The sequence below is a fragment of the Rhodococcus sp. 06-470-2 genome, from assembly GCF_002258235.1.
GTDB lineage: Bacteria > Actinomycetota > Actinomycetes > Mycobacteriales > Mycobacteriaceae > Rhodococcoides.
Genome location: NZ_NOYB01000004.1, coordinates 25,304 through 47,748 on the forward strand (window position 1 = coordinate 25,304; position 22,445 = coordinate 47,748).

Below are 22,445 nucleotides of genomic sequence, written 5' to 3' on the forward strand. Positions count from 1 at the left end.
GCTACCGAGTACTTTCCTGATAGATCGTCGTGATCGCACCGCTGTCACCGAACAGATCGGCATCCACCTGGGTCCAACCACCGAGATCATCGATGGTGTAGAGCTGTTCGGGGGTGAAGAACTTGTCGGAGTACTCCGACGCGATGTCGGGGTTCGTCGGTCGGAAGCCCGACTCCGCCCAGATCTTCTGCCCCTCGTCGGTGTAGATGAAATCGTTCAGCGCATTGGCGCGGTCGAGGTTGGCACTGCTGTTGATCACGGCCACTGGATTGTCGATGCGGAACGTGACGGGAACGTCCACGTGCTCGACGTTCTGTCCCTGCTCCTCGATGAGCAGCGCCTCGTTTTCGTAGCTGAGCAACGCATCACCCTGGCCCTGCAGGAAGGCTTCGGTTGCGGCGCGGCCGGATTCGGGCTGAACCGGGAAGTGATCGGCGACGAGGGTGCGAACGAAATCGAGACCGGCCTGCCTGTCCTGGCCGCCGTTGCTCTTCGCCGCGTACGGGGCGAGCAGGTTCCACTTGGCCGAGCCCGAGCTGAGCGGGCTGGGGCTGATCACCTGAACGTCCGGCTTGATCAGATCGTCCCAGGTACGAATGTTCTTGGGGTTGCCCTCGCGCACGACGATGGTCACCACGGAGCCGAACGGCACTCCGCCGTAGGCATTCTGGTTCCAGTCCTCGTCGACCTTGCCCGCCTGCACCAGACGGGTGATGTCGGGTTCGACCGAGAAATTGACGATATCGGCGGGTGCGCCGTCGGCCACCTTGCGAGACTGATTGCCCGATGCGCCGTAGTCGGCGTTGATCGCCGTGCCCTCGCCGTCCTCGGTGGCTGCGAACGCCGGACCGATTGCGTCCCAACCGTTCTTGGGTACGGCGTACCCTACGAGAGTCAATGCGGGACCGCTGGCGGTGTCCGGCTCACCGCCGACGACGTCACTCGATCCACCCCCGCATGCAGTGAGGAGAAGGGTTCCCACGGCCGCGAAGGTGGTCAGTAGGTAGCGAGAGTTGTGCCTCATCGAGAGAGGACCTTTCGTGATGATGTGCAGTGAATGCGAGCTGGGCAGAAGTCGACATGGCCGAAGTCGAACCGGAGCACCACCGTGTCCGCGTGCCATCGCGAGATCACCGTGAACCACAAAGGGTTCGCCACGAACCCGACCGCGAGATGCAGGCGCGCGGGCAACGGATCGACGGAACCGATTCGACGAAGGAAGAAATCAACAACAGTCGATATCGGCGACTGCCAGGATGCCGACAGCAATCAACGCCAACTGATGGCGGACGCGGTACTCGGCGGCAGAAGACACGGTCAGGAATCTAGCAGAGGATCCGGACCGACTCTAATCGGCTAGCGAGTCAGCAACCAGGCGATGACAACCAGCACCAGGAGCGCGATGAGCGCCAACGTGACCCGAGACCGAGGCATTACTGTCCATCCTTCGTCGTAGTGGTGGTCGCACCCGTCAGCTCCGCGTCGCGAGCAGCCCGTGCATCACGCCCGAGCAGGTGCAGAACCACCGCGAGCACGCGATCGAAGACACGTGCCAGCAGGAACGCGGTAGGCACGATGACCAGCAGCACGACTATCGACTGTGGCACGAACGGCAAACCCGTCACCCACAGTTCGACGCCGTCCCACCAGCGTGCGATCGATTCCACCCTCGCAGCTTAAACCAGCTCGTTCCGCTCTCACGCCACGCCGACCGACGACCAGCAGTGGACGCATGCCGTGGATCGGTCGATGATTACGCCATGACGGCATACGAAGATGTTTCGCCAGTGCCCCCGGTGGCCGACGAGCCCGCCATGGGGTCGGGGCATCCAGGTCTGGGCGGGGTCGAAGTTCAGGGAGCGTTGGGCAGCACCGACGCACCGGTGTCCACCCTGACGTCCTATCGCAGTGCCTTTCCGCCGATCGACGACTACGCGTTCCTCTCGGACTGCGAGACGACCTGTCTGATCGCTCGCAACGGATCGGTCGAGTGGATGTGCGTGCCTCGCCCTGACTCCCCCAGTATCTTCGGCGCGGTCCTCGATCGCAGCGCGGGACACTTCCGGGTCGGGCCGTACGGTCAATCGGTGCCCGCAGCGCGGCGATACCTGCCCGGTGGCCTGATCGTCGAGACGACGTGGCAGACCGAAACCGGCTGGCTCGTGGTGCGCGATGCACTCGTCATGGGACCGTGGCACAACACCGACCAGCGCTCTCGTACTCACAAGCGCGCACCGAGCGACTGGGACGCCGAGCACATCCTGCTGCGCACCATCAAGTGCGTCAGCGGAACGGTCGAACTCGAGATGAGCTGCGAGCCGGCCTTCGACTACCACCGCGCGCCCGCGAAGTGGGAGTACACCGGCAAGGTGTACGAGGAAACCACCGCCACCTGCGAGGCCAGCGCGGGCGGTGATCAGCCCACGTTGAAGCTGACCACCAACCTCCGCATCGGCATCGAAGGACGCGAAGCCCGCGCCCGCACCCGAATGACGGAGGGCGACAACGTCTTCGTTGCTCTCTCGTGGTCGGATCTGCCTGCGCCGCAGACGTTCGACGAAGCCGCGGACAAGATGTGGCGCACCTCCGAATGCTGGCGGCAGTGGATCACGATCGGCCGATTCCCCGATCACCCGTGGCGAGGCTACCTGCAGCGCAGCGCCCTGACACTCAAGGGTCTGACCTACGCCCCCACCGGTGCCCTGCTGGCTGCGTCGACTACATCGCTTCCGGAAACCCCTGGTGGAGAACGTAACTGGGACTATCGCTACACATGGGTGCGTGATTCGACGTTCGCGCTGTGGGGCCTCTACACACTCGGACTCGACCGCGAGGCCAACGACTTCTTCGCGTTCATGTCCGACGTGGCGACAACGGCGAACGGCGAGGTCAATCCCCTCCAGGTCATGTACGGCATCGGTGGCGAGAAAACGCTCGACGAGAGCGAACTGCCGCACCTGTCCGGATACGACGGCGCACGTCCGGTACGTATCGGCAACGGAGCCTACGACCAGGAGCAGCACGACATCTGGGGGACGATGCTCGACTCGGTGTACCTGCATGTCAAGTCGCGCGAGCACGTGCCCGAATTCCTGTGGCCCCTGCTCAGGCGGCAGGTGGAGGAGGCGATCGCCAACTGGCGCAAGCCCGATCGCGGCATCTGGGAGGTGCGCGGTGAACCCCAGCACTTCACCTCGTCGAAGCTCATGTGCTGGGTTGCGCTCGACCGAGGTGCCAAGCTCGCCGACATCCACGGCGAGACGGAGTATTCGGCCAAGTGGAACGAGATCGCCGACGAGATCAAGGCGGACATTCTCGAGAACGGCACCGACTCTCGGGGTGTTCTCACTCAGCGCTACGGTGACCCGTCGCTGGATGCGTCACTGCTACTGGCACCGCTGCTTCGGTTCCTGCCTGCCGAGGACGAACGCATTCGTGCGACTGTGCTGGCCATCGCCGACGAGTTGACCGAGGACGGCCTGGTCCTGCGCTACCGAACCGACACCACCGACGACGGTCTGGCGGGCGAGGAAGGGACGTTCACGATCTGCTCCTTCTGGCTCGTGTCGGCGCTGGTCGAGATCGGCGAACTTCCTCGCGCCAAGCACCTCTGCGAGCGTCTGCTCGGGTATGCGAGCCCACTCAAGCTCTACGCCGAGGAGATCGACCATCGCACCGGCCGTCATCTCGGCAACTTCCCGCAGGCGTTCACCCATCTCGCGTTGATCAACGCGGTGGTGCACGTCATCCGCGCCGAGGAAGCTCAGGTGGCAGGGCACTTCCAGCCCGCCCACTCCAACCCCTGATCGGGAGGGCTCAGCGGCCGAGTTGCCTCGCCCATTCGGCGACCAGCTCGGCCGCGGGCTTCGCCTGTGCCCGGCGAAAACCGGTGCCGGCCCACATCGAGAGTCCGGACGGATCACCAGCAGCCGCGGCCTTCGCCCGCATCGGCGCGGTCAGGTAGTGCAGATCGGGATACGCCAGTGGTGCGGCCTCGGAGTTCTCGCGCATGAACTCGTTCACCAACCCCCGCGCAGGTCGGCCGGAGAACGCCCTGGTCACTGCAGTGTCGGAAGCGACCGTCAGTTGCTGTCGATGCACCGGCTTGGTGCCGGCCTCGGGTGTGTTCAGAAACGCGGTTCCGAGCTGCGCGGCATGTGCGGCACCCGAATCGAGCAGTGGCGCAATGTCGTTGCCGTCCATCAGTCCGCCGGCGGCGATTCGCGGTAGATCGGATATCTCACGCACCGCGGTCAGCAGTTCGGTCAGCGGCTCGTCGGGGGCCGAGCCGTCGAAAGTGCCGCGATGCCCGCCCGCTTCGGGACCCTGCACCACGAGAGCGTCCACACCGTTGGCGGTGGCCACCGACGCGTCCGACGCGGTGGCGACGGTGGCCCACACCTCTGTTCCTACGGCGTGCAGTTGCGCGACTTCGTCCGCGTCGAACGTCGCGAACGTGCTCGACACCAGCGGTACCGGGTGCGCGAGCAACCAGGCGAACTTCTCGGCGTAGAAGTCGTCGCGTCGGACCAGCTCTCCCGGCTCCGCGTCGAAACGCTCGAACCAGGACGCGAGGTGCTCGGCGTAGGACTTCACGTCCGCACCCGATGGCTCCTCGGGCAGGAAGAGATTGACTCCGAACAGCAGATCGCGGACCGAATCGATCTGCGCTGCAAAGGCTTCGGGCGTCAGCAACGCACCGGCGATCATGCCGAGCCCACCCGCCTCCGAGACTGCACGGGCGAGTTCGGGAGTACTCGGGCCGCCTGCCATCGGCGCACCGACGACGGGAACACGTAACTGCTTCAGAATCGGGGTCGTCACAGTTTCGAAATGTACTCGCGCGCCGTTCGTGACCGGATTCGGTGGGGACCGCGCGTCCCTGCTGACAACTGCGCGCCCCTGCTCCGAGGTGAGCGGGGGCGCGCAGTCGACAGAAAGGGTGTGAGGTCGCTGCCGGCGACCAGGAGCTGCTCTACTTCTTCGGCTTGTCCGACGAGGATTCCGAGGACAGAGCGGCGACGAAGGCTTCCTGCGGCACCTCGACGCGACCGATCGTCTTCATCCGCTTCTTGCCTTCCTTCTGCTTCTCGAGCAGCTTGCGCTTACGGCTGATGTCACCGCCGTAGCACTTGGCCAGCACGTCCTTGCGGATCGCGCGGATGTTCTCGCGGGCGATGATGCGAGAGCCGATGGCGGCCTGGATCGGTACCTCGAACTGCTGACGCGGAATGAGTTCCTTGAGCTTGGTGGTCATCTTGTTGCCGTAGGCGGCAGCAGCGTCCTTGTGCACGATTGCCGAGAACGCATCGACGGCTTCACCCTGCAGCAGGATGTCGACTTTCACCAGCGCGCCGCTCTGCTCGCCGATCTCCTCGTAGTCGAGGCTGGCGTATCCACGCGTCCGGGACTTCAGGATGTCGAAGAAGTCGAAGATGATCTCCGCCATGGGGATGGTGTAGCGCAGCTCCACTCGGGTCTCGGACAGGTAGTCCATACCGCCGAGTTCTCCGCGTCGTCCCTGGCAGAGTTCCATGATGGAGCCGATGAACTCGCTCGGCGAGATGATGGTGCACTTGACCATCGGCTCGAACACTTCCCGCGCCTTGCCCTCGGGCCAGTACGACGGGTTGGTGACGATGTGTTCGGCACCGTCTTCCATTTCGACGCGGTAGACCACGTTCGGCGAGGTCGAGATCAGGTCCAGGTTGAACTCCCGCTCGAGCCGCTCGCGGGTGATCTCCATGTGCAGCAGACCGAGGAAGCCGCAGCGGAAGCCGAATCCCAGCGCGACGGAGGTCTCCGGCTCGTAGGTCAGGGCCGCGTCGTTGAGTTGCAGCTTCTCGAGTGCGTCGCGCAGGTCGGGGTAATCCGAGCCGTCGAGCGGGTAGAGGCCCGAGTACACCATCGGACGGGGTTCGCGGTAGCCGGTCAGCGGCTCGGTCGCGCCCTTGCGGAAGGTGGTGACGGTATCGCCGACCTTGGACTGGCGGACGTCCTTCACACCGGTGATGAGGTAGCCCACTTCGCCGACGCCGAGGCCCTTGGTGGCCTTCGGATCGGGAGAGACGATCCCGACCTCGAGCAGCTCGTGCGTCGAGCCGGTCGACATCATCGTGACCTTCTCGCGCGGGTTCAGCGCACCGTCGACGACGCGGACGTAGGTGACGACGCCGCGGTAGGTGTCGTAGACCGAGTCGAAGATCATCGCGCGGGCCGGGCCGTCGGGATTGCCGACCGGGGCCGGAACCAGCTTGACGACCTCGTTCAGCAGTTCCTCCACGCCCACACCGGTCTTGCCGGACACGCGCAGCACATCGTCGGCCTCGCAGCCGATGATGTGGGCGATCTCGGCGGCGTAGCGATCCGGGTCGGCAGCGGGCAGGTCGATCTTGTTGAGCACCGGAATGATGGTGAGCTCTTTGTCCAGGGCCAGGTACAGGTTCGCGAGCGTCTGCGCCTCGATGCCCTGCGCGGCGTCGACGAGCAACACCGCACCCTCGCAGGCCTCGAGTGCGCGCGACACCTCGTAGGTGAAGTCGACGTGGCCTGGCGTGTCGATGAGGTGCAGCACGAACTCCTCACCGTCGACGACCCATGGGAGCCGGACGTTCTGCGCCTTGATGGTGATGCCGCGCTCGCGCTCGATATCCATCCGGTCGAGGTACTGAGCGCGCATCGACCGGTCGTCGACGACGCCCGTGAGCTGCAACATCCGGTCGGCCAGCGTCGACTTGCCGTGGTCGATGTGGGCGATGATGCAGAAGTTCCTGATCCTGGACGGATCGGTGAACGTCGTGTCGGCGAAGCTGGGCACTCGTATCCTTCGGCTGGCGTGTTCGAAATGAGCGAACGGGTTTCCCTATCGTCCCACGCCGAGAACGGTGCGCCGTCCCCGGCTGTCCGAGTCGGGTGTTCACGTTGCCGCGGTTCGGGCGATGAGCAGCAGCGTCTGCATCGCTACACTCGCCGCATGGCTGGCAACTGGAGCAGATTCGGCAAGGAACTGGGCAAGATCGCGATGCGCGAGGGACCTCGGCTGCTGCGTCAACTGCAGAAGTCCGGAGCCCTGCAGAAGGGCAAGGACGCGATCAGCGGAACGGCCGCGCGCACGTCCGCTCCGGCACCTCGTCCGGGGCGTCCGGTGGCATCGCAGACCAGACCTACAGCGCAGCGCGCCCGCACCATCGAGTACTCCCCCGACCTGGACGGCAAGGCCGACCCCGGTGAGATCGTCTGGACCTGGGTCACCTACGAGGAAGATGCCAGCCAGGGCAAGGACCGCCCGGTGCTGGTCATCGGACGCGAGGGCAACGACCTGCTCGGCCTGATGTTGTCGAGCCAGAGCAGCCGCGACGGAGACCGTGACTGGCAGTCGATCGGGTCCGGGTCCTGGGACGCCGAGGGCCGACCGAGCTGGATTCGACTGGATCGAGTGCTCGATGTGCCCGAGGACGGCATCCGCCGCGAGGGTGCGATTCTGAGCAAGCCCCAATTCGATTCCGTCGCAAACAGATTGCGTCGCGACTTCGGCTGGAACTGATGCGCGCGCGTTGTGCGTCCCGCGAAGGACGCACAACGCGCATCGGGCTCACGCCAACCGGGTGATTTCCACGACCACGTCGAGAGCCGTCGAACCGCCGCCGGAGAAGATGCCCTTCAGCGGTGGCACGTCGGCATAGTCACGGCCGAGTCCGACCGACACGTGCTGCTCGTTGACGGCGATCGCGTTGGTCGGGTCGTAACCCCACCAGGCGCCGGTCCACGCCTCGATCCAGGCGTGGCTCTGGCCCTCGACGGTCGCACCGATCGCGGCCTGCTTCTTCGGGTGCAGGTAGCCCGAGACGTACCGGCTGGGGATGCCGATGCTGCGCAGCATCAACAACGTCAAGTGGGCGTAGTCCTGGCAGACGCCCTTCTTCTCCGACCACGCCTCGACGGCCGAGGTGTGCACGCCGGTGGTCCCCGGCACGTAGGACATCTCCTGGTTGACCCAGTTGGCGATCTCCACCACCGATTCCTGCGGCGGTAGGCCCTTGGACAGCTTCTTCGCCACCGACGCCAGTTGCCTGTTCTTCGGCACGTACTCGGTGTTGTCGAGGACCTCGTTGAAGCGATCGATCACCTGCTCGCTCGCGAGCTCCTCCCAGGAGGCGTTCTCGTCCGGGTAGACGAAGGGGTCGGTCTCGACCACCGACGATCCGGTGACCTCGAGCTCGGTGTGCGGTGCGTGCAGGTCGAACGCCGTCACCGCTGTGCCCCAGTAGTCGGTGTAGCGGTAGGAACGCGTCACCGGGTCGGTCTCGACTCGGTTCAGAATCACGTTCTGCCGGTTGTCACTTCGCGGCGTCAACCGAGCCTCGTTGTACGACGACGTCACCGGTGCGTCGTACTGATAGCCCGTGGTGTGCACGACACGCATACGCCAGCTCACAGTTCACCTTCCAGTTGATCTTCGAATGTTCCCGAGCCGGCGTCCGTCCACGCAACCCACGGAGCTGCATGGAAATACTGCTTGGAGATCGCGTCACCGAGTTCACGGCAGGTTTCCTGCAGGGAGAGCAGGCGCTCCTGCAGATCGTCGAGAATTTCACCGGGACGAAGGAATTCGAGTTCGCTACGAGCGCGGCCGAGTAGGCGCTGCGCTTCGGCGCGTGCACCGACTCGACTGTTGGGCTGATGGTCGAGCTGATCGAGCGAACGTTCCGCCTCGTTGAGTGCGTAGAACACCGAGCGCGGAAAGAGCCTGTCCAGCAACATGAATTCGAGAACTCGCTGGGCGTCGAGCGCGCCGCGGTAGGTGCGCAAGTAGGTGTCGTGAGCACCGGCGGAGCGCAGCACCGTGACCCAAGCCGGCGACGACGGCCGGTCACCGGCTCGCGAGAGCAACAACCGAACGATCATGTCGATGCGCTCGACCGAGCGACCGAGCAGGAGGAAGCGATAGCCGTCGTCGTGACTGAGGGTGGAGTCCGCGAGACCGGCGAACATCGCGGCGCGCTCCTCGATGTAGCTGAAGAACTCGGCCGGGCCGGTGCGCTTGGACGCCCTGATGCGCTCGTTCAAACCGTTGTACGTGGTGTTCAAGCACTCCCACATCTCACTGGACGTGACTTCTCGTGCACCACGGGCGTTCTCACGTGCGCTGGACAGTGAGTCCACGATCGAACCCAACCCGTCCCGGCTGAAGGCGACGACCTCGGTGAGCGACCACACGTCGAGCGAGACGTCCGGCTCGTGCTTGAAGCCGAGTACTCGCAACAACACTCGCGACGTGTGGTCCGGATCGACCGTGGCGTCCTCGAGAAGCTGGTGGACGGTGACGTCGAGAATGCGGGCGGTGTCGTCCGCTCTCTCGACGTACCGTCCGATCCAGTAGAGCGACTCTGCGTTGCGCGCGAGCATTTACTGTCCACCGCCGTTCGAGTCCGAGTTCGTTGCCTGCTGTTGCTGCTGCTGTTGTTGCTGTTGCTGATTCATCTGCTGGTCCATCGTCAGCTCCGGGCCCTGTTCGGCCATCGGCGACTCCGGTGGAACGCTGACGATCTCCTCGCCGGCAAGCTCCTGCTCCTCCAGAGAGGTTCGGGTGGCGAGTACCCAGGTGTCCTTGCTGCCGCCGCCCTGGCTCGAGTTGACCACCAGGGATCCCTCCGGCAACGCAACCCGGGTCAAGCCGCCGGGCAACACCCAGACGTCGTCGCCGTCGTTGACGGCGAACGGCCGCAGGTCGACGTGGCGCGGTACCAATCGATCGCCGATCTTGGTCGGCACCGTCGAGAGCTGCACGACGGGCTGGGCGATCCAACCGCGCGGATCCGCGCGGACCTTCTTGCTGATCGTGGCGAGTTCCTTCGGCGAGGCGTCGGGCCCGAAGACGATGCCGTAGCCGCCCGAGCCTTCCACCGGCTTGATGACCAGTTCGTCGATGCGGTCGAGAACTTCCTCGCACTCGTCGTCGAGCCAGCACCGGAACGTGTCGACGTTGGCCAACAGCGGCTTCTCGCCCATGTAGTAATCGATGATGGTCGGCACGTAGGTGTAGACGAGCTTGTCGTCGCCGACGCCGTTCCCGACAGCGCTCGAGATGACGACGTTGCCTGCCCGAGCGGCATTGACCAGACCTGCAACTCCCAGCACCGAGTCGGGACGGAACTGCATGGGGTCGAGGTAGTCGTCGTCGATGCGTCGGTAGATGACGTCGACCTGACGCTCGCCCTCGGTGGTGCGCATGTAGACGATGTTGTCTCGGCAGAACAGGTCGCGTCCTTCGACGAGCTCGACGCCCATCAGTCGCGCGAGCAGCGAGTGCTCGAAGTACGCCGAGTTGGCGACGCCAGGAGTGAGAACCACCACGGTCGGGTCGGCCTCGTTGAGGGCGGCCGACGCGCGCAGTGCCCGCAGCAGATGCGAGGCGTAGTCACCGACGGCGCGGACGCGGTGGCTGGCGAACAGATCGGGGAACACCCGGGCCATGGTGCGACGGTTCTCCATGACGTAGGACACGCCCGACGGTGACCGGAGGTTGTCCTCGAGGACACGGAACGTGCCCTGCGCGTCGCGAATGAGGTCGATGCCCGCGACGTGGATACGCACACCGTTGGGCGGTGTGATGCCGACCGCCTCTCGGTGGAAGTGCTCGCAGGAGGTCACCAGCCGCTTGGGTACCACTCCGTCGCGCAGGATCTCCTGGTCGCCGTAGATGTCGGCGAGGAACATCTCGAGAGCTTTGACGCGCTGCTTGATGCCGCGCTCGAGACGTGACCACTCGCCCGCCGCGATGACACGGGGTACCTGGTCGAGCGGGAAGGGGCGTTCCTGGCCGGACAGAGAGAAGGTGATGCCCTGGTCGATGAAGGCTCGTCCCAGCGCGTCGGATCTCGCATCCAGGTCCACCGCGTTCGCCGGGGCGAGTGCGGTGTGGATGCCCTTGTACGGAGTTCGGGTGCGCCCGTCGGCGTCGAACATCTCGTCGAAGGCGAGACTGTACTTTCCGACGTCGGAATACCCGCCGAACACTCCGTCGGCTTCGGGTTCGTCACGATCCGCTGACTTGGTTTTGGTCGCTTTGGCCTTGGTGGTGGCATGCGTTGCCGATCGCGGACTCATTCTGGCCATGTTGCTACAGAGACAGGAGTTAGGCGCGGTAGAAGCGTTAATTTCTTGAAACGCATCGTCACCCCGGTCCGGATTGGGTTCTGGCCGATCGTGCTGGTATTCTCGATCTTCGGCGCAGGGCTCCAACGCTCAGCAGCAGACTTCGGGCATTCCAGCATGGATCGCCCTGACCGGAATACCGACGAAGACGACAAGGATTTTACGCGTGGCCAATATCAAGTCCCAGAAGAAGCGGATTCTCACCAACGAGCGTGCACGCCTGCGCAACCAGTCGGTGAAGTCCTCCCTTCGCACCGTCATCCGCTCGTTCCGCGAGGCACAGGCTGCGGGCGACAAGGACAAGGCTTCCGAGATTCTTCTCGATGCAGGCCGCAAGCTCGACAAGGCCGCCAGCAAGGGCGTCATCCACAAGAACCAGGCAGCCAACAAGAAGTCGGCACTGGCTCTCGCAGTCAACAAGCTCTGATAACTCTCTGAGCTCGAGAAAGCCCGCCGCATCCGAGAAGGACGCGGCGGGCTTTCTCGTGCGCCGAACTTCCAGTGCGCAGGGCTTGTACTGCGCTGTGCCTGTCCTGCGCTCTGCGGTCGGTCGACGCTACCTGCCCAGTGATGCGACCTCGGCCACCGCTTTCTCCACTGCATAGTCCGCGTCCGCTGCCTGACCCTTGACGTCGGCGTTCAACTGCGCCACCACACGCAGCGCCTGGGCGATGGATCGACCGTTCCACCCGCGCGCCTGACCCTGCGCCTTCTTGATCTTCCACGGCGGCATGCCCAACTCCCCTGCCATGCGGAAGGGGTCGCCGCGGCCCGCCGAACCCACCAGCGCGATCGTGCGGACGGCGTCGGCCAACGCATCGGCGAGCAACACGTGCGCCACGCCCCGGTGCATGGCCCACCGCAGAGCCTCCAGCGCGCCGGCTCGGTCTCCGATCACCGCCTTGTCTGCGACGTCGAACCCGGACACCTCGGCCTTGCCGGAGTAGTACCGACGCACCGCGGCGAGATCGACCTTGCCCCCGGTATCGGAGACCAACTGCGAACAGGCCGACGCCAATTCACGAAGTTCGTTGCCCACCGACTCGACGACCGCCTCGATCACGTCGCCGCTCACCCGGACGTCGGCGGTACGGAACTCTCCGCGTACGAAGTCGATACGTTCGGCGGGCTTGGTGAGCTTGGCGCACTCGTGCACCTGAGCACCGCATTTCTGCAGCGCACCGACCATCGCCTTGGCCCGGCCGCCGCCGGAGTGCATGACCACGACCACTGCACCCTCGGGCGGATCGGTAGCGGCGTCGAGTACCAGAGCAGCAGCGTCCTTGCCTGCCTCGGCCGCGGCCTCGAGCACCACGACGCGATCCTCGGCGAACAGCGAGGGACTGAGCAGTTCGGCGAGTTCCGGGGCACTGGCATCACCGGTGCGCAACCGCGTGACCGGCAGGTCCTCCCCCGGAATCGCAGCATTCGTACGCACCTGAGCCACGATCGCGGCTACCGCGCGATCCATCAGAAGTTCCTCGTCGCCGAGGACCAGATGCAGAGGAGCCACACTCGAAGTCACGACCATGATCGTGCCATGTGCGACCGACACTGCGAGCATCCGCTCGAAGACCGAGCGGTCACCAGAGAACGTGCGCCGTCCACATCGCGAGTGTCGCCATCGCCACGGCCGCGGCCGTCCATCGAAACACCCTGAAACGCAACGCCGTCAGCAGCGCGGTCGTCGAGAACGCTGCCAGTGCTGCGCCCCCGACGCCATCGGGGACCACGACGCCCGCGCCCGGCACCGACGCGGCCCTCTCTGCCACCGTGATCAGCCACCACAGCGGTGCCGACACCAACTGCGCGATCAGCTCCGCGAGCGAGGTGCTGGCGGTGGCGGTCACGGCCGTCAGAAAGCCCACCACGGTGATCGGAGCGACGACCGGTGCCACAAGCACGTTCGCGGCCACTCCCACTACGCTGAACGTTCCTGACACGGCCGCGACCATAGGCGCCGTCACCGCGTGCGCTGCCGCGGCGACCGCCACCACTTCCGCTGCAGCTCTCGGCCAGCCACGGGCCCGAAGCCAGTCGACCCAGATCGGAGCGACGAGTACGAGCCCGGCGGTGGCGAACACCGACAGCACGAACCCGACGTCCACCGCGAGCCTCGGCCACCACGCGAGCAGCCCCAACACCGCACCGCACAGTGCCGGTACCGCTTGCCTGCGCCTGCCGGTGACCAACGCCACCAAGCCGATCGACCCCATCACTGCCGCCCGCAGCACACTCGGCGACGGCCGGGCCACGATCACGAACGCCACGACTACGACGAACGCCACCGCGACCGTGGTGCGGGGTCCGACCCCGATACCTCGCAACACCAACAGAATCGCACCGATCAGGATCGAGAAGTTCGCTCCGGACACAGCCGTCAAATGTGTGAGGCCTGCCGCCCGAAAATTGTCCGATACCGTCTCGTCCAGCCGCGACACGTCGCCGACCACGAGACCGGGCAGCAGACCCGAACGATCGGGTGGCATCGAATTCTGCGCCACCACAGCCAAATTCGATCGGAAAGTGCCGGCCGCAGCAGAGATCGTTCCAGGCTCGTCCACGGTGACCGGCGGACCCGAAGTGCGGATCACGGCCACGGTCATGTCCGACCGAATCGGCTCGCCGAGCCTGCCCCGCACGGTGACCACCTGGCCCGGCAGCAATGCCGACCAACTGGACTCCGGTGCGATGATCGACACCATTCCACCGACGTTCCACGCCTCGCCGCCCACGTCGACGCGCGTCATCGCGGCCCTCACCATCACGGTCGCGGGCCCGGGAGCCGTCAGACGGCGCGGGTCCTCCGCCGGCCGCACCGTCGCGGTGATCCAGGCTCCGTTCTCTGCCGCCGCCGCCACGGGATGCTCTGCCAGCGAGCGCATCTGAAGCCAGATCGCTCCCCCGAAGCACAGCGCCAGCACGATCACCGCCGCCGCACCGGACCGACTCGGACCCGGCCAGGCACGCCGAGCAGACAACCCGTGCAGTGCCACCGCGAGGAGCAGGACCACCGCAACCGCCGAGGCGGTAGCAGCCAGGGCAGCAGCGGGTCCTCCGAGAATTCCGACCGCGGTGATCGACCAGCACACCGCAGCGGCCGGAACCAGTCGCACGTCGAACGGCAGAAGATCCTCGGTCTGTGGCGCAGGGGCGGACGCGGCACCGGTGGTCATCCGACGTGCACCAGGTCGCGGATCTTCGCCAGTCTGCCGGGCCCGATGCCGTCCACCTCGGACAACTGATCCACGGATGTGAAGCGGCCGTTGATCTCTCGCCACTTCACGATCGAAGTCGCGGTGACCGGCCCTACCCCGGGCAACGCGTCCAGTTCTGCCACGGTCGCGGCGTTGAGGTCCACCGTCCCGCCGGGCGCGGAACCTCCGACCCCGGCCGGTACGCCGCTACCGTCTGTCGATGCCTCGATCTCGGATGTCGTACTGCTGACCGGTGGAGCTGCCTCGGGCGGCACGACGCCGACGACGACCTGATCACCGTCGGCGACTCGCGCGGCCATGTTGAGCGCCAGCAGGTCGGCACCCTCGACAGCGCCGCCTGCCGCGGCCAGCGCGTCGGCAACTCGCGAACCCGGTTGCAGCCGAACCAATCCGGGACGCGTCACGAGCCCGACGACGCTCACCACGAGTTCGGCCTCGGCGGTCGGCACAGAATCCACCGTGCCATCGGTATCCACCGTGCCATCGGTGTCCGAGCTGTCGGTCGCGACCACAGCGAGGGGTGGTGCCGGTGCGGGACTCGGTGCGTCCCTGGCCACCGCGAATCCCGCGACCAGCACGACGAAGACTCCGGCCGCCGCCATCGCCAGCGCCCCCTGTTTCCCCGGGTTCACGCGGGCGGATCGCCACCGCGCCGGCAGCAGGGCCGACCACGGGGCACCTTCTCGTTGTGCTTCCGGCAGCAGCCAATCCGGATCCGTGGACTCGGCGTCGGGTCGCACGCCCTCGGGCACGGCACGATCGCGGGAGGAATCGTGTTGTCTGCGCACGGAGTTCAATCGCGCCACCGTGTGCGCCCGATCGTCGTTGCCGCCCATGCTCGAGGACGCTAGTGCGCACGATCGGTTCGTTCACCGAGGACTGCAGGTCGCAGACTGCCCTGTGCACGAACCCGGAGGCTGTGGATGAACGCGGGACGCGACGCGCCTATCGACGTCCGGACGCCACGACGACACCGACCGCGCCCGGGCCTACGTGAGCACCCAGAACGGCACCGAAAGGATAGACGTCGATGCTGGTCGAATGCGGTATCCGGGAGGTCAGCATCGCGGCTACGTCCTCGGCCCGCTCGGGGCACTGCATGTGGTGCACCGCGAGCGCAACCCCCGATTCGTCACCGACCTCCTCCGCGGCAGCGACGGCTGCATCGACCAGCTTGGTCAGCGCCTTGGACGAGGTCCGCGTCTTCTCCCGCAACACGAGTTTGCCGTCGGTGATGTGCAGGACCGGCTTCATCGCCAGCGCCGTGCCGAGCAAGGCGGCAGCGGCACCGATTCGGCCGCCGCGTCGCAGGTGGTCGAGTCGATCGACGACGATGAAGCATCGCGACGTCGTCGACGCGGCGACGGCGTCGCGGTACACCGCGTCCAGTTCTGCTCCCCCGGCGGCGGTGGCTGCCGCAGCCAGTACTGCGAAGCCCAGTCCCATTCCGGCCGAGGCGGAATCGACGACTCGGACGGCCGAGCCCACGTGATCTGCGGCCTGGCGCGCAGCTTCCCAGGTGCTCGAGAGTCCCCGAGAGATGTGCAGTGCCACCACACCGGCACCTCGACTGCGTTCGAGAGCCGCGGCGTAGACCTCGGTGAGCTCACCCGGAGAGGCCCCCGCAGTGGTCACCTGCTTGCCCGAAGAGGACTGATCAGGAATCTCGTCGATACCCTCACGGTGGTCGATTCCGTCGACCAGCACGTGCAGTGGCACCAGCGTGATGCCTCGCGCTGCGGCGAGTGAGGCCGGCAGGCAGGAGGAGGAGTCGGTGACGACGGAGACGGTCACGGCGTTTCGGTCGTCGATCGGGCGGCGGCGACGGGTCGCAGCACCTCGAGCATCGCATCGGCGACTGCCATGTGGGCGTCCCATCCCCAGTGGATGCCGTCGGGGTTCGCGTTCTCGGACTCGATGTTCGGTCGTACGGCGTCGGCGAGGTCGACCATGGGGACGTTCCTGTCCGTGCTCCACGCACGCAGTGCGCGGACGGCGGGTTCGCGACCGGAGTGCACCTTGCCGTAGGCATCGCAGCGGTGCACCGATGGATAGGTTCCGATGACGGGAAGTTCGGGACGCACGTACGCCAGTGCCGCACGGGTCTGTTCCAGATACTCGACGCTGAGCCGCGGCGGCAGCGCGACGGGCCAACCGAGATGCGACAGAACGGGTTGCACCGCTTGGTATCCCGCGCGAACCACGCGCCGCAGGGCAGGCGGTCGGACGTATCTGATCTGCTCCCGGAGCGCAGTCGGCAGCGGTGACGGGAGCGAATCCATGCCGCCGATTCCGAGCACGACGGCACCGGCACGGGGAATGGCTGCCCACACTCGCGGATCCTGGGTCAGGGCCCACCACGCGTCACGACTCGTCCAGCCGATGCGCGCAACCAACTCGACCGTCCAATCCAGTTCCGCTGCAACGAGATTGGGCCACAGTCTCGGGTCGTCGACGGGCAGTCCGCCCTCGGGTCCGTAGTAGCTCAACGAGTCCGCGAGGACGAGCAGCGCGGGCCGCGCCGTCTCAGAGGACGTCACTGGCCACCCGCGCGGAGGCGTTCCACACGTCCAGTCGCCAGGACGGGTTCTCGCCGGGGCCGTGCGCGCCGAGCTGAACCCAGCTGGTGTTCGCGAGGCCTCCGAGTACCGGCCAGCGATCGGTCGGTAGATCGAGCAGCGCGGCGGTGAGCGCCGCGATCAGACCTCCGTGCGCGACGAGGACGAGCGGTCGCTCGCTGCCGCCTGCACCCCACTCGGGGACGCCTGCCGTGAGTTCACGAACCAGCGGCACGCTGCGTCGGGCAACGTCGATGCGGCTCTCCCCACCGGGTGGGGCGATGGTGGCGTCCGCGCGCCAGGCCGGTCGTGCCCCGGGAGCGATGTCGTCGACCTCGGTGTGGGTCAGCCCCTGCCACTGACCGAGATGGGTCTCGCGCAGACGCTCGTCCGTCGACACCGCCACACCGGCTGCGTCTCCGAGCGCGTTCGCAGTGTCCAGAGCTCGCCGCAGATCCGAGGAGACGATCCTGATCGGATCACGCGTCGCCAGCTCGGCGGCGGCCGTCTTCGCCTGGCTGCGGCCGAGCTCGGACAGATCGGTGTCGAGCTGACCCTGCATGCGGTCGGTGGCGTTGTACTCCGTCTGACCGTGCCGAAGCAGGATGAGCCGTCTGATCATTGCTCCGATTCCGGAGCCGGATGCTGTCCGAGACCGGGAACCTCGATGGTCGGGCAGTCCTTCCACAACCGCTCGAGCGCATAGAAGTTCCGCTCCTCGTTGTGCTGGACGTGCACGACGATGTCGGAGTAGTCCAGCAGCGCCCAACGGCCTTCTCTGGTGCCCTCGCGGCGGACCGGCTTGTGTCCGGCCTCACGCAGCTGGTCCTCGATGTTCTCCACGATCGCGTTGACCTGACGCTCGTTGGGCGCGGAGGCGATGACGAAGCAATCGGTGATGTAGAGCTGATCGGAGACGTCCAGAATCACCACGTCGCCGGCCAGTTTGTCGTCGGCTGCGAGCGCGGCGATCCGCGCCATCTCGGCGGCTTCGGCTGTTGCAGTCACTTCGGTGTACTCCCACTCGTATGGCTCGGGTTCTCGGTCATTGCGCTGGTGACCGACCCTGCCGGTTGCTTCTTCTGGGGCGCTGGTTCCGACATGGTGACGGATCCGTCGAGACGCTGAGCGCCTCGTGGTCTGTAGAGATTCCTCTTCGAGATGTATTGCACGACGCCGTCCGGTACGAGGTACCAGACCGGCCGATTCTCACCGGCTCGAAGTCGACAGTCCGTCGACGATATCGCGAGTGCAGGGATTTCCATCAATGTGAGAGTGTCGGCGGGTAGCGATCGAAGGTGGTTGGCCAGATGTTCGACGCCGAGCTCGAACCCGGGACGCGAGACGCCGACGAACTTGGCGAGCTCGAACAACTCCTCCCAGTTCTGCCACGTGAGGATCGACTCGAGCGCGTCCGCGCCGGTGATGAAGAACAGCTCGGCATTGGGATGCTGCGATCGCAGATCGCGCAGGGTGTCGACGGTGTAGGTGGACTTCTCCCGGTCGACGTCCACCCGGCTGACCGAGAATCTCGGATTGGACGCCGTCGCGATGACGGTCATCAGGTAGCGATCCTCTGCCGGGCTGACCGACTTGCCTTCCTTCTGCCACGGGTTTCCGGTGGGGACGAAGATCACCTCGTCCAGAGCGAACTTGTTCGCCACTTCGCTGGCGGCGACGAGGTGCCCGTGATGAATCGGGTCGAAGGTGCCGCCCATCACGCCCAAACGGCGGACGGACTGCCTACCGGTATCGTCGCCGGGTTCGGATTCGCGCTGCACAACCGCCGATTCTACGTCCGGGTTGCCGCTGGGCGTCACACGCCTCACACCGGAAGCAGACGCGAGACCACGGTGGCGAGCTGCTGAGCCGATCGGCACTCGTGCATCGCGATCACGCCGGAGTACACCTTGGCCGCCGAATCGCCGGAACCCCACTGCGATTTCGGTTCCGGATTGAGCCAGTACGCATGCTTGGCCACCGACACGATGTGCGCCAACGCCGGCAGCTTCGGCTCGCGGTAGTTGGTGCGGGCGTCACCGAGAATCAGCACCGAACTGCGACTGGTGACCGCATGGGCGTACTTCTCGTCGAACGTCGTCAGTGCATGGCCGTAGTCCGAGTGTCCGTCGTACGTCACGAGATCGGATTCGCCGATGATTCGGCTCATCGCGGCTCCGAGATCGGAACCGGAATCGAAGAATCGCGTCACCTCGTCGGTGGAGTCGATGAACGCGAAGATGCGCACGCGCGAGAACTGCTCGCGTAGTGCATGCACCAGCAGCAGAGTGAAATTGCTGAATCCTGCCACCGAGCCCGAGACATCGCACAGCACAACGAGTTCGGGGCGTGCTCTCCGAGGCTTGCGCTCGACCAGGTCGATCGGGACGCCGCCGGTTGACATCGACTTGCGCAGCGTGCGACGCAGATCGATCGAGCCGTGTCTGCTTCGGCTGCGCCGCACCGCAAGTCGCGACGCCAGCAGCCGGGCGAGAGGGGTGACGTTACGCCGCAGCGCCGCCATCTCGGTGTCCGAGGCCCGCAGGAAGTCGACTTCCTCGGCGAGCTTGGGCACCCCGTAGCTCGCTACCCGCTCACGGCCCAGCTTCTCTGCCGAACGACGCCTCGTCTCGCTCTCGACCATCTTGCGTAGGTCTGCGATACGTTGCGCGGCAGTGCGTTTGGCGACCTCGGACTCGTAGTCGTCGGTGGGGCGATCGGGCGCGTTTTCGCTGCGCCCGAGCAATCCGTCGAGAATCTTGCGCAGCAACGTTTCGGGCGCAACGTCGCGCAGGGCCTGATACGCCGAGAACGAAGGCCCGTTGGAGGACTTGTACTGTCCGAGTTCCTCGACCATCTGCGCAGCCAGCATCTGGGTCAACTCCGCGGCCTCGGCCGAGTCGTCCGAGAGCAGATCCACCAACAGCTCGCGGAGCGCATCGATGTCGACGTCGCCGGCGTCGGTGCGAGGCAACGCGGTATCGATCTGCCCCGAGTCCCTGGTGCCCGATGCCACCGGAAACCACAGGTCGAACAGGGCGTCGAAGACTCCGCGATGCGTCGGCCGGCGCAGCAGTGCACAGGCCAGACCCTCGCGCACGGCCTCCCGATCGAGCAGGTCGAGAACCGACAGGACGCGTCCGGCATCGACCGTCTCCGACGGCCCGACCGAAATTCCACGCCGACGCAGCGCATCGACGAAACCGACGAGGTGACCGGGAATTCCGTGCGGGGCCTGCATGTCAGTTGAGCCGGAGTTCGGCTGCCGCGCGGACCTGGTCCGACTGATGCTTGAGCACCACACCGAGTGTGGAGCGAACCGCATCGTCGTCGAGGGTGTCCATACCGAGCGCCAACAGAGTGCGTCCCCAGTCGATGGTCTCGGCCACCGAGGGCAACTTCTTGAGCTGCATCGCGCGCAGTACCCGCACGGTCTTGATCATCTGCTCGGCGACGGCCTCGGGCAGTTCGGGAACCCTGCTGGCGAGAATCCGACGCTCGAGGTCGGCGTCGGGAAAGTCCAGATGCAGGAACAGGCAGCGACGCTTCAGGGCCTCGGACAGTTCACGGGTGGCATTGGAGGTGAGCACCACGAACGGCGTCCGCTCGGCCACGATCGTGCCGAGTTCGGGAATGGTGATCGCGAAGTCGCTGAGCACCTCGAGCAGCAGACCCTCGATCTCGACATCGGCCTTGTCGGTCTCGTCGATGAGCAGAACCGTGGGATCGGTACGACGAATCGCCTGCAGCAGCGGCCGCGCCAACAGGAATTCCTCGGAGAAGACATCGAGCTTGGTCGAGTCCCAATCGGCCGCGGTACCGGACTGGATGCGCAGGATCTGCTTGGCGTGGTTCCACTCGTACAGCGCGCGAGCCTCGTCCACACCCTCGTAGCACTGCAGCCGCACCAGTTCGGCCCCGGTCGTCTGCGCGACGGCACGGGCCAACTCGGTCTTGCCCACTCCCGCCGGACCTTCGATCAGCAGCGGCTTGCCGAGGCGATCGGCGAGAAACACCGAGGTGGCGGTGGCCTTGTCGGCCAGATAGCCCGTCTCGGCCAGGCGCCTCTGGACGTCGTCCACGCTGGCGAACAGCGGGGGTGTCGTCGGTAGGGCACGATCCATGTCACAGCTCCTGATGATCGGGTCTGGCCGGTACTTCGAGGGGTGTCAGTCTCGGACGTGTCCGTCGCCCCACACGGTCCACTTGGTCGAGGTCAATTCGGGCAATCCCATGGGTCCACGCGCGTGCAGCTTCTGAGTCGAGATACCGATCTCGGCTCCGAAGCCGAATTGCTCTCCGTCGGTGAACGCCGTGGACGCGTTGACCATCACCGCGGACGCATCGACCCGCTGGGTGAACTCGCGCGCGGCACCGATGTCGGCGGCGACGATCGCCTCGGTGTGGCCGGTGCCGTATCGGTCGATGTGCTCGATCGCCTCGTCGATACCGCCGACGACCTTCAGCGCGATGTCGAGGGAGAGATACTCCTGCGACCAGTCCTCGTCGCGCGCAGGCACGAGCCCGGGCAGGTCCCCGTGCACCGTGACGCTGTGCATCTGGAACGCCTGGAGCAGCCGGGGCACCATGGTCTCGGCGATCGCGGAGTCCACCAACACGGTCTCGGCTGCGTTGCAGACGCTGACCCGTCGGGTCTTGGCGTTGAGCACGATCTTCTCGGCCGTCTCCGGATCGGCAGAAGCATGGATGTACACGTGGCAGTTTCCGACGCCGGTCTCGATGGTGGGGACCGTTGCGTCGCGCACGACCGCAGCGATCAGTCCTGCTCCACCGCGCGGGATCACCACGTCCACCAGGCCGCGCGCCTGGATGAGGTGGGTGACCGTGGCACGGTCGGCGCTTCCGAGAAGTTGCACCGCGGCCTCGGGCAGACCGTGACCGCGCAACGCTCCCTGCAGTGCCTCGACAAGTGCCGCGTTGGACCGTGCCGCCGACGACGAACCACGAAGCAGCACCGCGTTGCCGGACTTGAACGCGAGACCGAACGCGTCGACGGTGACGTTGGGTCGAGCCTCGTAGACCATGCCCACCACGCCGAGCGGAACTCTCAGTTGCCGAATCTCCAGCCCGTTGGGCAGCGTCGAACCACGGATGATCTCGCCGATCGGATCGGGCAGCCCGGCCACCTGTCGCAGACCGGCGGCGATGCCGTCGATGCGCGACGCGGTCAGCCGCAGGCGGTCCAGCAGCCCCTCGTCGGTACCGGCCGCTCGCGCGTTCTCGATATCGACTGCGTTCGCGGCGAGTACCGACTCCGCTGCAGCGACGACCGCGTCGGCCGCGGAATGCAGCGCAGCGTCCTTCTCTGCAGTCGTCAGCAGCGCGAGCGCGCGTGATGCGGTGCGCGCTCGGCGGGCTGCGGCGTGCACGTTCTCTCGCTCGTCGGCAGTCGTGGTCACCGGTTCGGCCGAGACGGAAGCTGTCATGAACTACACACTAATAGGGGCCGGGAATGAAGCTGCATCGCCGCGTCGTTGCAGCACAGCGTGAAGAT

General features: G+C 65.9%; 22 protein-coding genes. 3 read left to right on the forward strand and 19 right to left on the reverse strand.

What is annotated here, in order from left to right; all coding sequences use genetic code 11:
- Position 1 precedes the first annotated feature (1 nt).
- From CH276_RS01610 to CH276_RS01620, 3 genes are all read right to left on the reverse strand, one after another.
- Positions 2 to 1,024: a sulfate ABC transporter substrate-binding protein gene (locus tag CH276_RS01610; protein WP_032394555.1), complete on the reverse strand. Its 1,023-nt coding sequence runs from the start codon at positions 1,022 to 1,024 to the stop codon at positions 2 to 4.
- Positions 1,025 to 1,225: 201 nt separating this feature from the next.
- A complete protein-coding gene (locus tag CH276_RS29235) occupies positions 1,226 to 1,315 on the reverse strand; it encodes an Ms4533A family Cys-rich leader peptide (protein WP_327205197.1) in 90 nt (29 codons plus the stop codon).
- A gap of 118 nt (positions 1,316 to 1,433) precedes the next feature.
- Complete coding sequence (locus tag CH276_RS01620) at positions 1,434 to 1,667, reverse strand: hypothetical protein (protein WP_045194654.1); 234 nt, start codon at positions 1,665 to 1,667, stop codon at positions 1,434 to 1,436.
- A gap of 147 nt (positions 1,668 to 1,814) precedes the next feature.
- On the opposite strand from CH276_RS01620, the gene CH276_RS01625 reads away from it, so the two are divergent.
- On the forward strand, positions 1,815 to 3,806 hold the full coding sequence (locus tag CH276_RS01625) for a glycoside hydrolase family 15 protein (RefSeq protein ID WP_373453500.1): 1,992 nt from the start codon (positions 1,815 to 1,817) through the stop codon (positions 3,804 to 3,806).
- A gap of 10 nt (positions 3,807 to 3,816) precedes the next feature.
- On the opposite strand, the gene CH276_RS01630 is transcribed toward CH276_RS01625, so the two are convergent.
- Both CH276_RS01630 and lepA read right to left on the reverse strand, forming a co-directional pair.
- The gene (locus CH276_RS01630) at positions 3,817 to 4,824 is read right to left on the reverse strand and encodes a nitronate monooxygenase (RefSeq protein WP_094631101.1); all 1,008 of its coding nucleotides are present in this window, start codon (positions 4,822 to 4,824) and stop codon (positions 3,817 to 3,819) included.
- 151 nt (positions 4,825 to 4,975) lie between these two features.
- Positions 4,976 to 6,823, reverse strand: a complete 1,848-nt coding sequence (lepA, locus tag CH276_RS01635) for a translation elongation factor 4 (RefSeq protein WP_045194648.1) — start codon at positions 6,821 to 6,823, stop codon at positions 4,976 to 4,978.
- A 150-nt stretch (positions 6,824 to 6,973) separates the two neighbouring features.
- Here lepA and CH276_RS01640 point away from each other — a divergent pair, with 150 nt between their 5' ends.
- Positions 6,974 to 7,543: a type II toxin-antitoxin system PemK/MazF family toxin gene (locus CH276_RS01640; protein WP_032394560.1), complete on the forward strand. Its 570-nt coding sequence runs from the start codon at positions 6,974 to 6,976 to the stop codon at positions 7,541 to 7,543.
- A gap of 48 nt (positions 7,544 to 7,591) precedes the next feature.
- Here CH276_RS01640 and CH276_RS01645 read toward each other — a convergent pair whose 3' ends face one another.
- The 3 genes from CH276_RS01645 to CH276_RS01655 are packed head-to-tail and all read right to left on the reverse strand — an operon-like array spanning position 7,592 to position 10,965.
- Complete coding sequence (locus CH276_RS01645; RefSeq protein ID WP_032394561.1) at positions 7,592 to 8,422, reverse strand: transglutaminase family protein; 831 nt, start codon at positions 8,420 to 8,422, stop codon at positions 7,592 to 7,594.
- Between the two features lie 8 nt (positions 8,423 to 8,430).
- On the reverse strand, positions 8,431 to 9,405 hold the full coding sequence (locus CH276_RS01650) for an alpha-E domain-containing protein (protein WP_032394562.1): 975 nt from the start codon (positions 9,403 to 9,405) through the stop codon (positions 8,431 to 8,433).
- Positions 9,406 to 10,965, reverse strand: a complete 1,560-nt coding sequence (locus CH276_RS01655) for a circularly permuted type 2 ATP-grasp protein (protein WP_254924288.1) — start codon at positions 10,963 to 10,965, stop codon at positions 9,406 to 9,408.
- 355 nt (positions 10,966 to 11,320) lie between these two features.
- On the opposite strand from CH276_RS01655, the gene rpsT reads away from it, so the two are divergent.
- Entirely contained in the window at positions 11,321 to 11,581 is a 261-nt protein-coding gene (rpsT, locus tag CH276_RS01660) for a 30S ribosomal protein S20 (protein ID WP_027497522.1), read from the forward strand.
- Positions 11,582 to 11,710: 129 nt separating this feature from the next.
- Here rpsT and holA read toward each other — a convergent pair whose 3' ends face one another.
- From holA to CH276_RS01715, 11 genes are all read right to left on the reverse strand, one after another.
- The gene (gene holA / locus CH276_RS01665) at positions 11,711 to 12,685 is read right to left on the reverse strand and encodes a DNA polymerase III subunit delta (protein WP_176459078.1); all 975 of its coding nucleotides are present in this window, start codon (positions 12,683 to 12,685) and stop codon (positions 11,711 to 11,713) included.
- Positions 12,686 to 12,737: 52 nt separating this feature from the next.
- Complete coding sequence (locus CH276_RS01670) at positions 12,738 to 14,330, reverse strand: ComEC/Rec2 family competence protein (protein ID WP_094631099.1); 1,593 nt, start codon at positions 14,328 to 14,330, stop codon at positions 12,738 to 12,740.
- Positions 14,327 to 15,208, reverse strand: a complete 882-nt coding sequence (locus tag CH276_RS01675) for a ComEA family DNA-binding protein (protein WP_094631098.1) — start codon at positions 15,206 to 15,208, stop codon at positions 14,327 to 14,329. Before CH276_RS01675 ends, CH276_RS01670 begins: the two co-directional genes overlap by 4 nt.
- A 109-nt stretch (positions 15,209 to 15,317) precedes the next feature.
- The gene (locus CH276_RS01680) at positions 15,318 to 16,166 is read right to left on the reverse strand and encodes a DegV family protein (protein ID WP_094631097.1); all 849 of its coding nucleotides are present in this window, start codon (positions 16,164 to 16,166) and stop codon (positions 15,318 to 15,320) included.
- Entirely contained in the window at positions 16,163 to 16,912 is a 750-nt protein-coding gene (octT, locus tag CH276_RS01685) for a diglucosylglycerate octanoyltransferase (protein WP_094631096.1), read from the reverse strand. Before octT ends, CH276_RS01680 begins: the two co-directional genes overlap by 4 nt.
- Positions 16,899 to 17,552, reverse strand: a complete 654-nt coding sequence (locus CH276_RS01690; RefSeq protein ID WP_094631095.1) for a histidine phosphatase family protein — start codon at positions 17,550 to 17,552, stop codon at positions 16,899 to 16,901. Before CH276_RS01690 ends, octT begins: the two co-directional genes overlap by 14 nt.
- Positions 17,549 to 17,938, reverse strand: coding sequence for a ribosome silencing factor (rsfS, locus tag CH276_RS01695; protein WP_032394567.1), 390 nt, complete (start codon positions 17,936 to 17,938; stop codon positions 17,549 to 17,551). The genes CH276_RS01690 and rsfS overlap by 4 nt, the downstream gene beginning before the upstream one ends.
- Positions 17,935 to 18,648, reverse strand: coding sequence for a nicotinate-nucleotide adenylyltransferase (nadD, locus tag CH276_RS01700; protein ID WP_045194641.1), 714 nt, complete (start codon positions 18,646 to 18,648; stop codon positions 17,935 to 17,937). Before nadD ends, rsfS begins: the two co-directional genes overlap by 4 nt.
- 107 nt (positions 18,649 to 18,755) lie before the next feature.
- A complete protein-coding gene (locus CH276_RS01705) occupies positions 18,756 to 20,171 on the reverse strand; it encodes a vWA domain-containing protein (protein ID WP_094631094.1) in 1,416 nt (471 codons plus the stop codon).
- Between the two features lies 1 nt (position 20,172).
- On the reverse strand, positions 20,173 to 21,054 hold the full coding sequence (locus CH276_RS01710) for an AAA family ATPase (protein WP_032394569.1): 882 nt from the start codon (positions 21,052 to 21,054) through the stop codon (positions 20,173 to 20,175).
- Between the two features lie 45 nt (positions 21,055 to 21,099).
- On the reverse strand, positions 21,100 to 22,377 hold the full coding sequence (locus tag CH276_RS01715; protein WP_032394570.1) for a glutamate-5-semialdehyde dehydrogenase: 1,278 nt from the start codon (positions 22,375 to 22,377) through the stop codon (positions 21,100 to 21,102).
- Between the last annotated feature and the right edge of the window lie 68 nt (positions 22,378 to 22,445).

What these genes read in the sequence shown, in the direction of transcription:
- CH276_RS01610 (WP_032394555.1), bottom strand. Translation starts at nt 1,024, where the DNA reads ATGAGGCACAACTCTCGCTACCTACTGACCACCTTCGCGGCCGTGGGA.
- CH276_RS01625 (WP_373453500.1), top strand. Translation starts at nt 1,815, where the DNA reads ATGGGGTCGGGGCATCCAGGTCTGGGCGGGGTCGAAGTTCAGGGAGCG.
- CH276_RS01640 (WP_032394560.1), top strand. Translation starts at nt 6,974, where the DNA reads ATGGCTGGCAACTGGAGCAGATTCGGCAAGGAACTGGGCAAGATCGCG.
- CH276_RS01645 (WP_032394561.1), bottom strand. Translation starts at nt 8,422, where the DNA reads ATGCGTGTCGTGCACACCACGGGCTATCAGTACGACGCACCGGTGACG.
- CH276_RS01650 (WP_032394562.1), bottom strand. Translation starts at nt 9,405, where the DNA reads ATGCTCGCGCGCAACGCAGAGTCGCTCTACTGGATCGGACGGTACGTC.
- CH276_RS01655 (WP_254924288.1), bottom strand. Translation starts at nt 10,965, where the DNA reads ATGTTCGACGCCGACGGGCGCACCCGAACTCCGTACAAGGGCATCCAC.
- holA (WP_176459078.1), bottom strand. Translation starts at nt 12,685, where the DNA reads ATGGTCGTGACTTCGAGTGTGGCTCCTCTGCATCTGGTCCTCGGCGAC.
- CH276_RS01670 (WP_094631099.1), bottom strand. Translation starts at nt 14,330, where the DNA reads ATGACCACCGGTGCCGCGTCCGCCCCTGCGCCACAGACCGAGGATCTT.
- CH276_RS01675 (WP_094631098.1), bottom strand. Translation starts at nt 15,208, where the DNA reads ATGGGCGGCAACGACGATCGGGCGCACACGGTGGCGCGATTGAACTCC.
- CH276_RS01690 (WP_094631095.1), bottom strand. Translation starts at nt 17,552, where the DNA reads ATGATCAGACGGCTCATCCTGCTTCGGCACGGTCAGACGGAGTACAAC.
- nadD (WP_045194641.1), bottom strand. Translation starts at nt 18,648, where the DNA reads ATGGGCGGCACCTTCGACCCGATTCATCACGGGCACCTCGTCGCCGCC.
- CH276_RS01705 (WP_094631094.1), bottom strand. Translation starts at nt 20,171, where the DNA reads ATGCAGGCCCCGCACGGAATTCCCGGTCACCTCGTCGGTTTCGTCGAT.
- CH276_RS01710 (WP_032394569.1), bottom strand. Translation starts at nt 21,054, where the DNA reads ATGGATCGTGCCCTACCGACGACACCCCCGCTGTTCGCCAGCGTGGAC.
- CH276_RS01715 (WP_032394570.1), bottom strand. Translation starts at nt 22,377, where the DNA reads ATGACAGCTTCCGTCTCGGCCGAACCGGTGACCACGACTGCCGACGAG.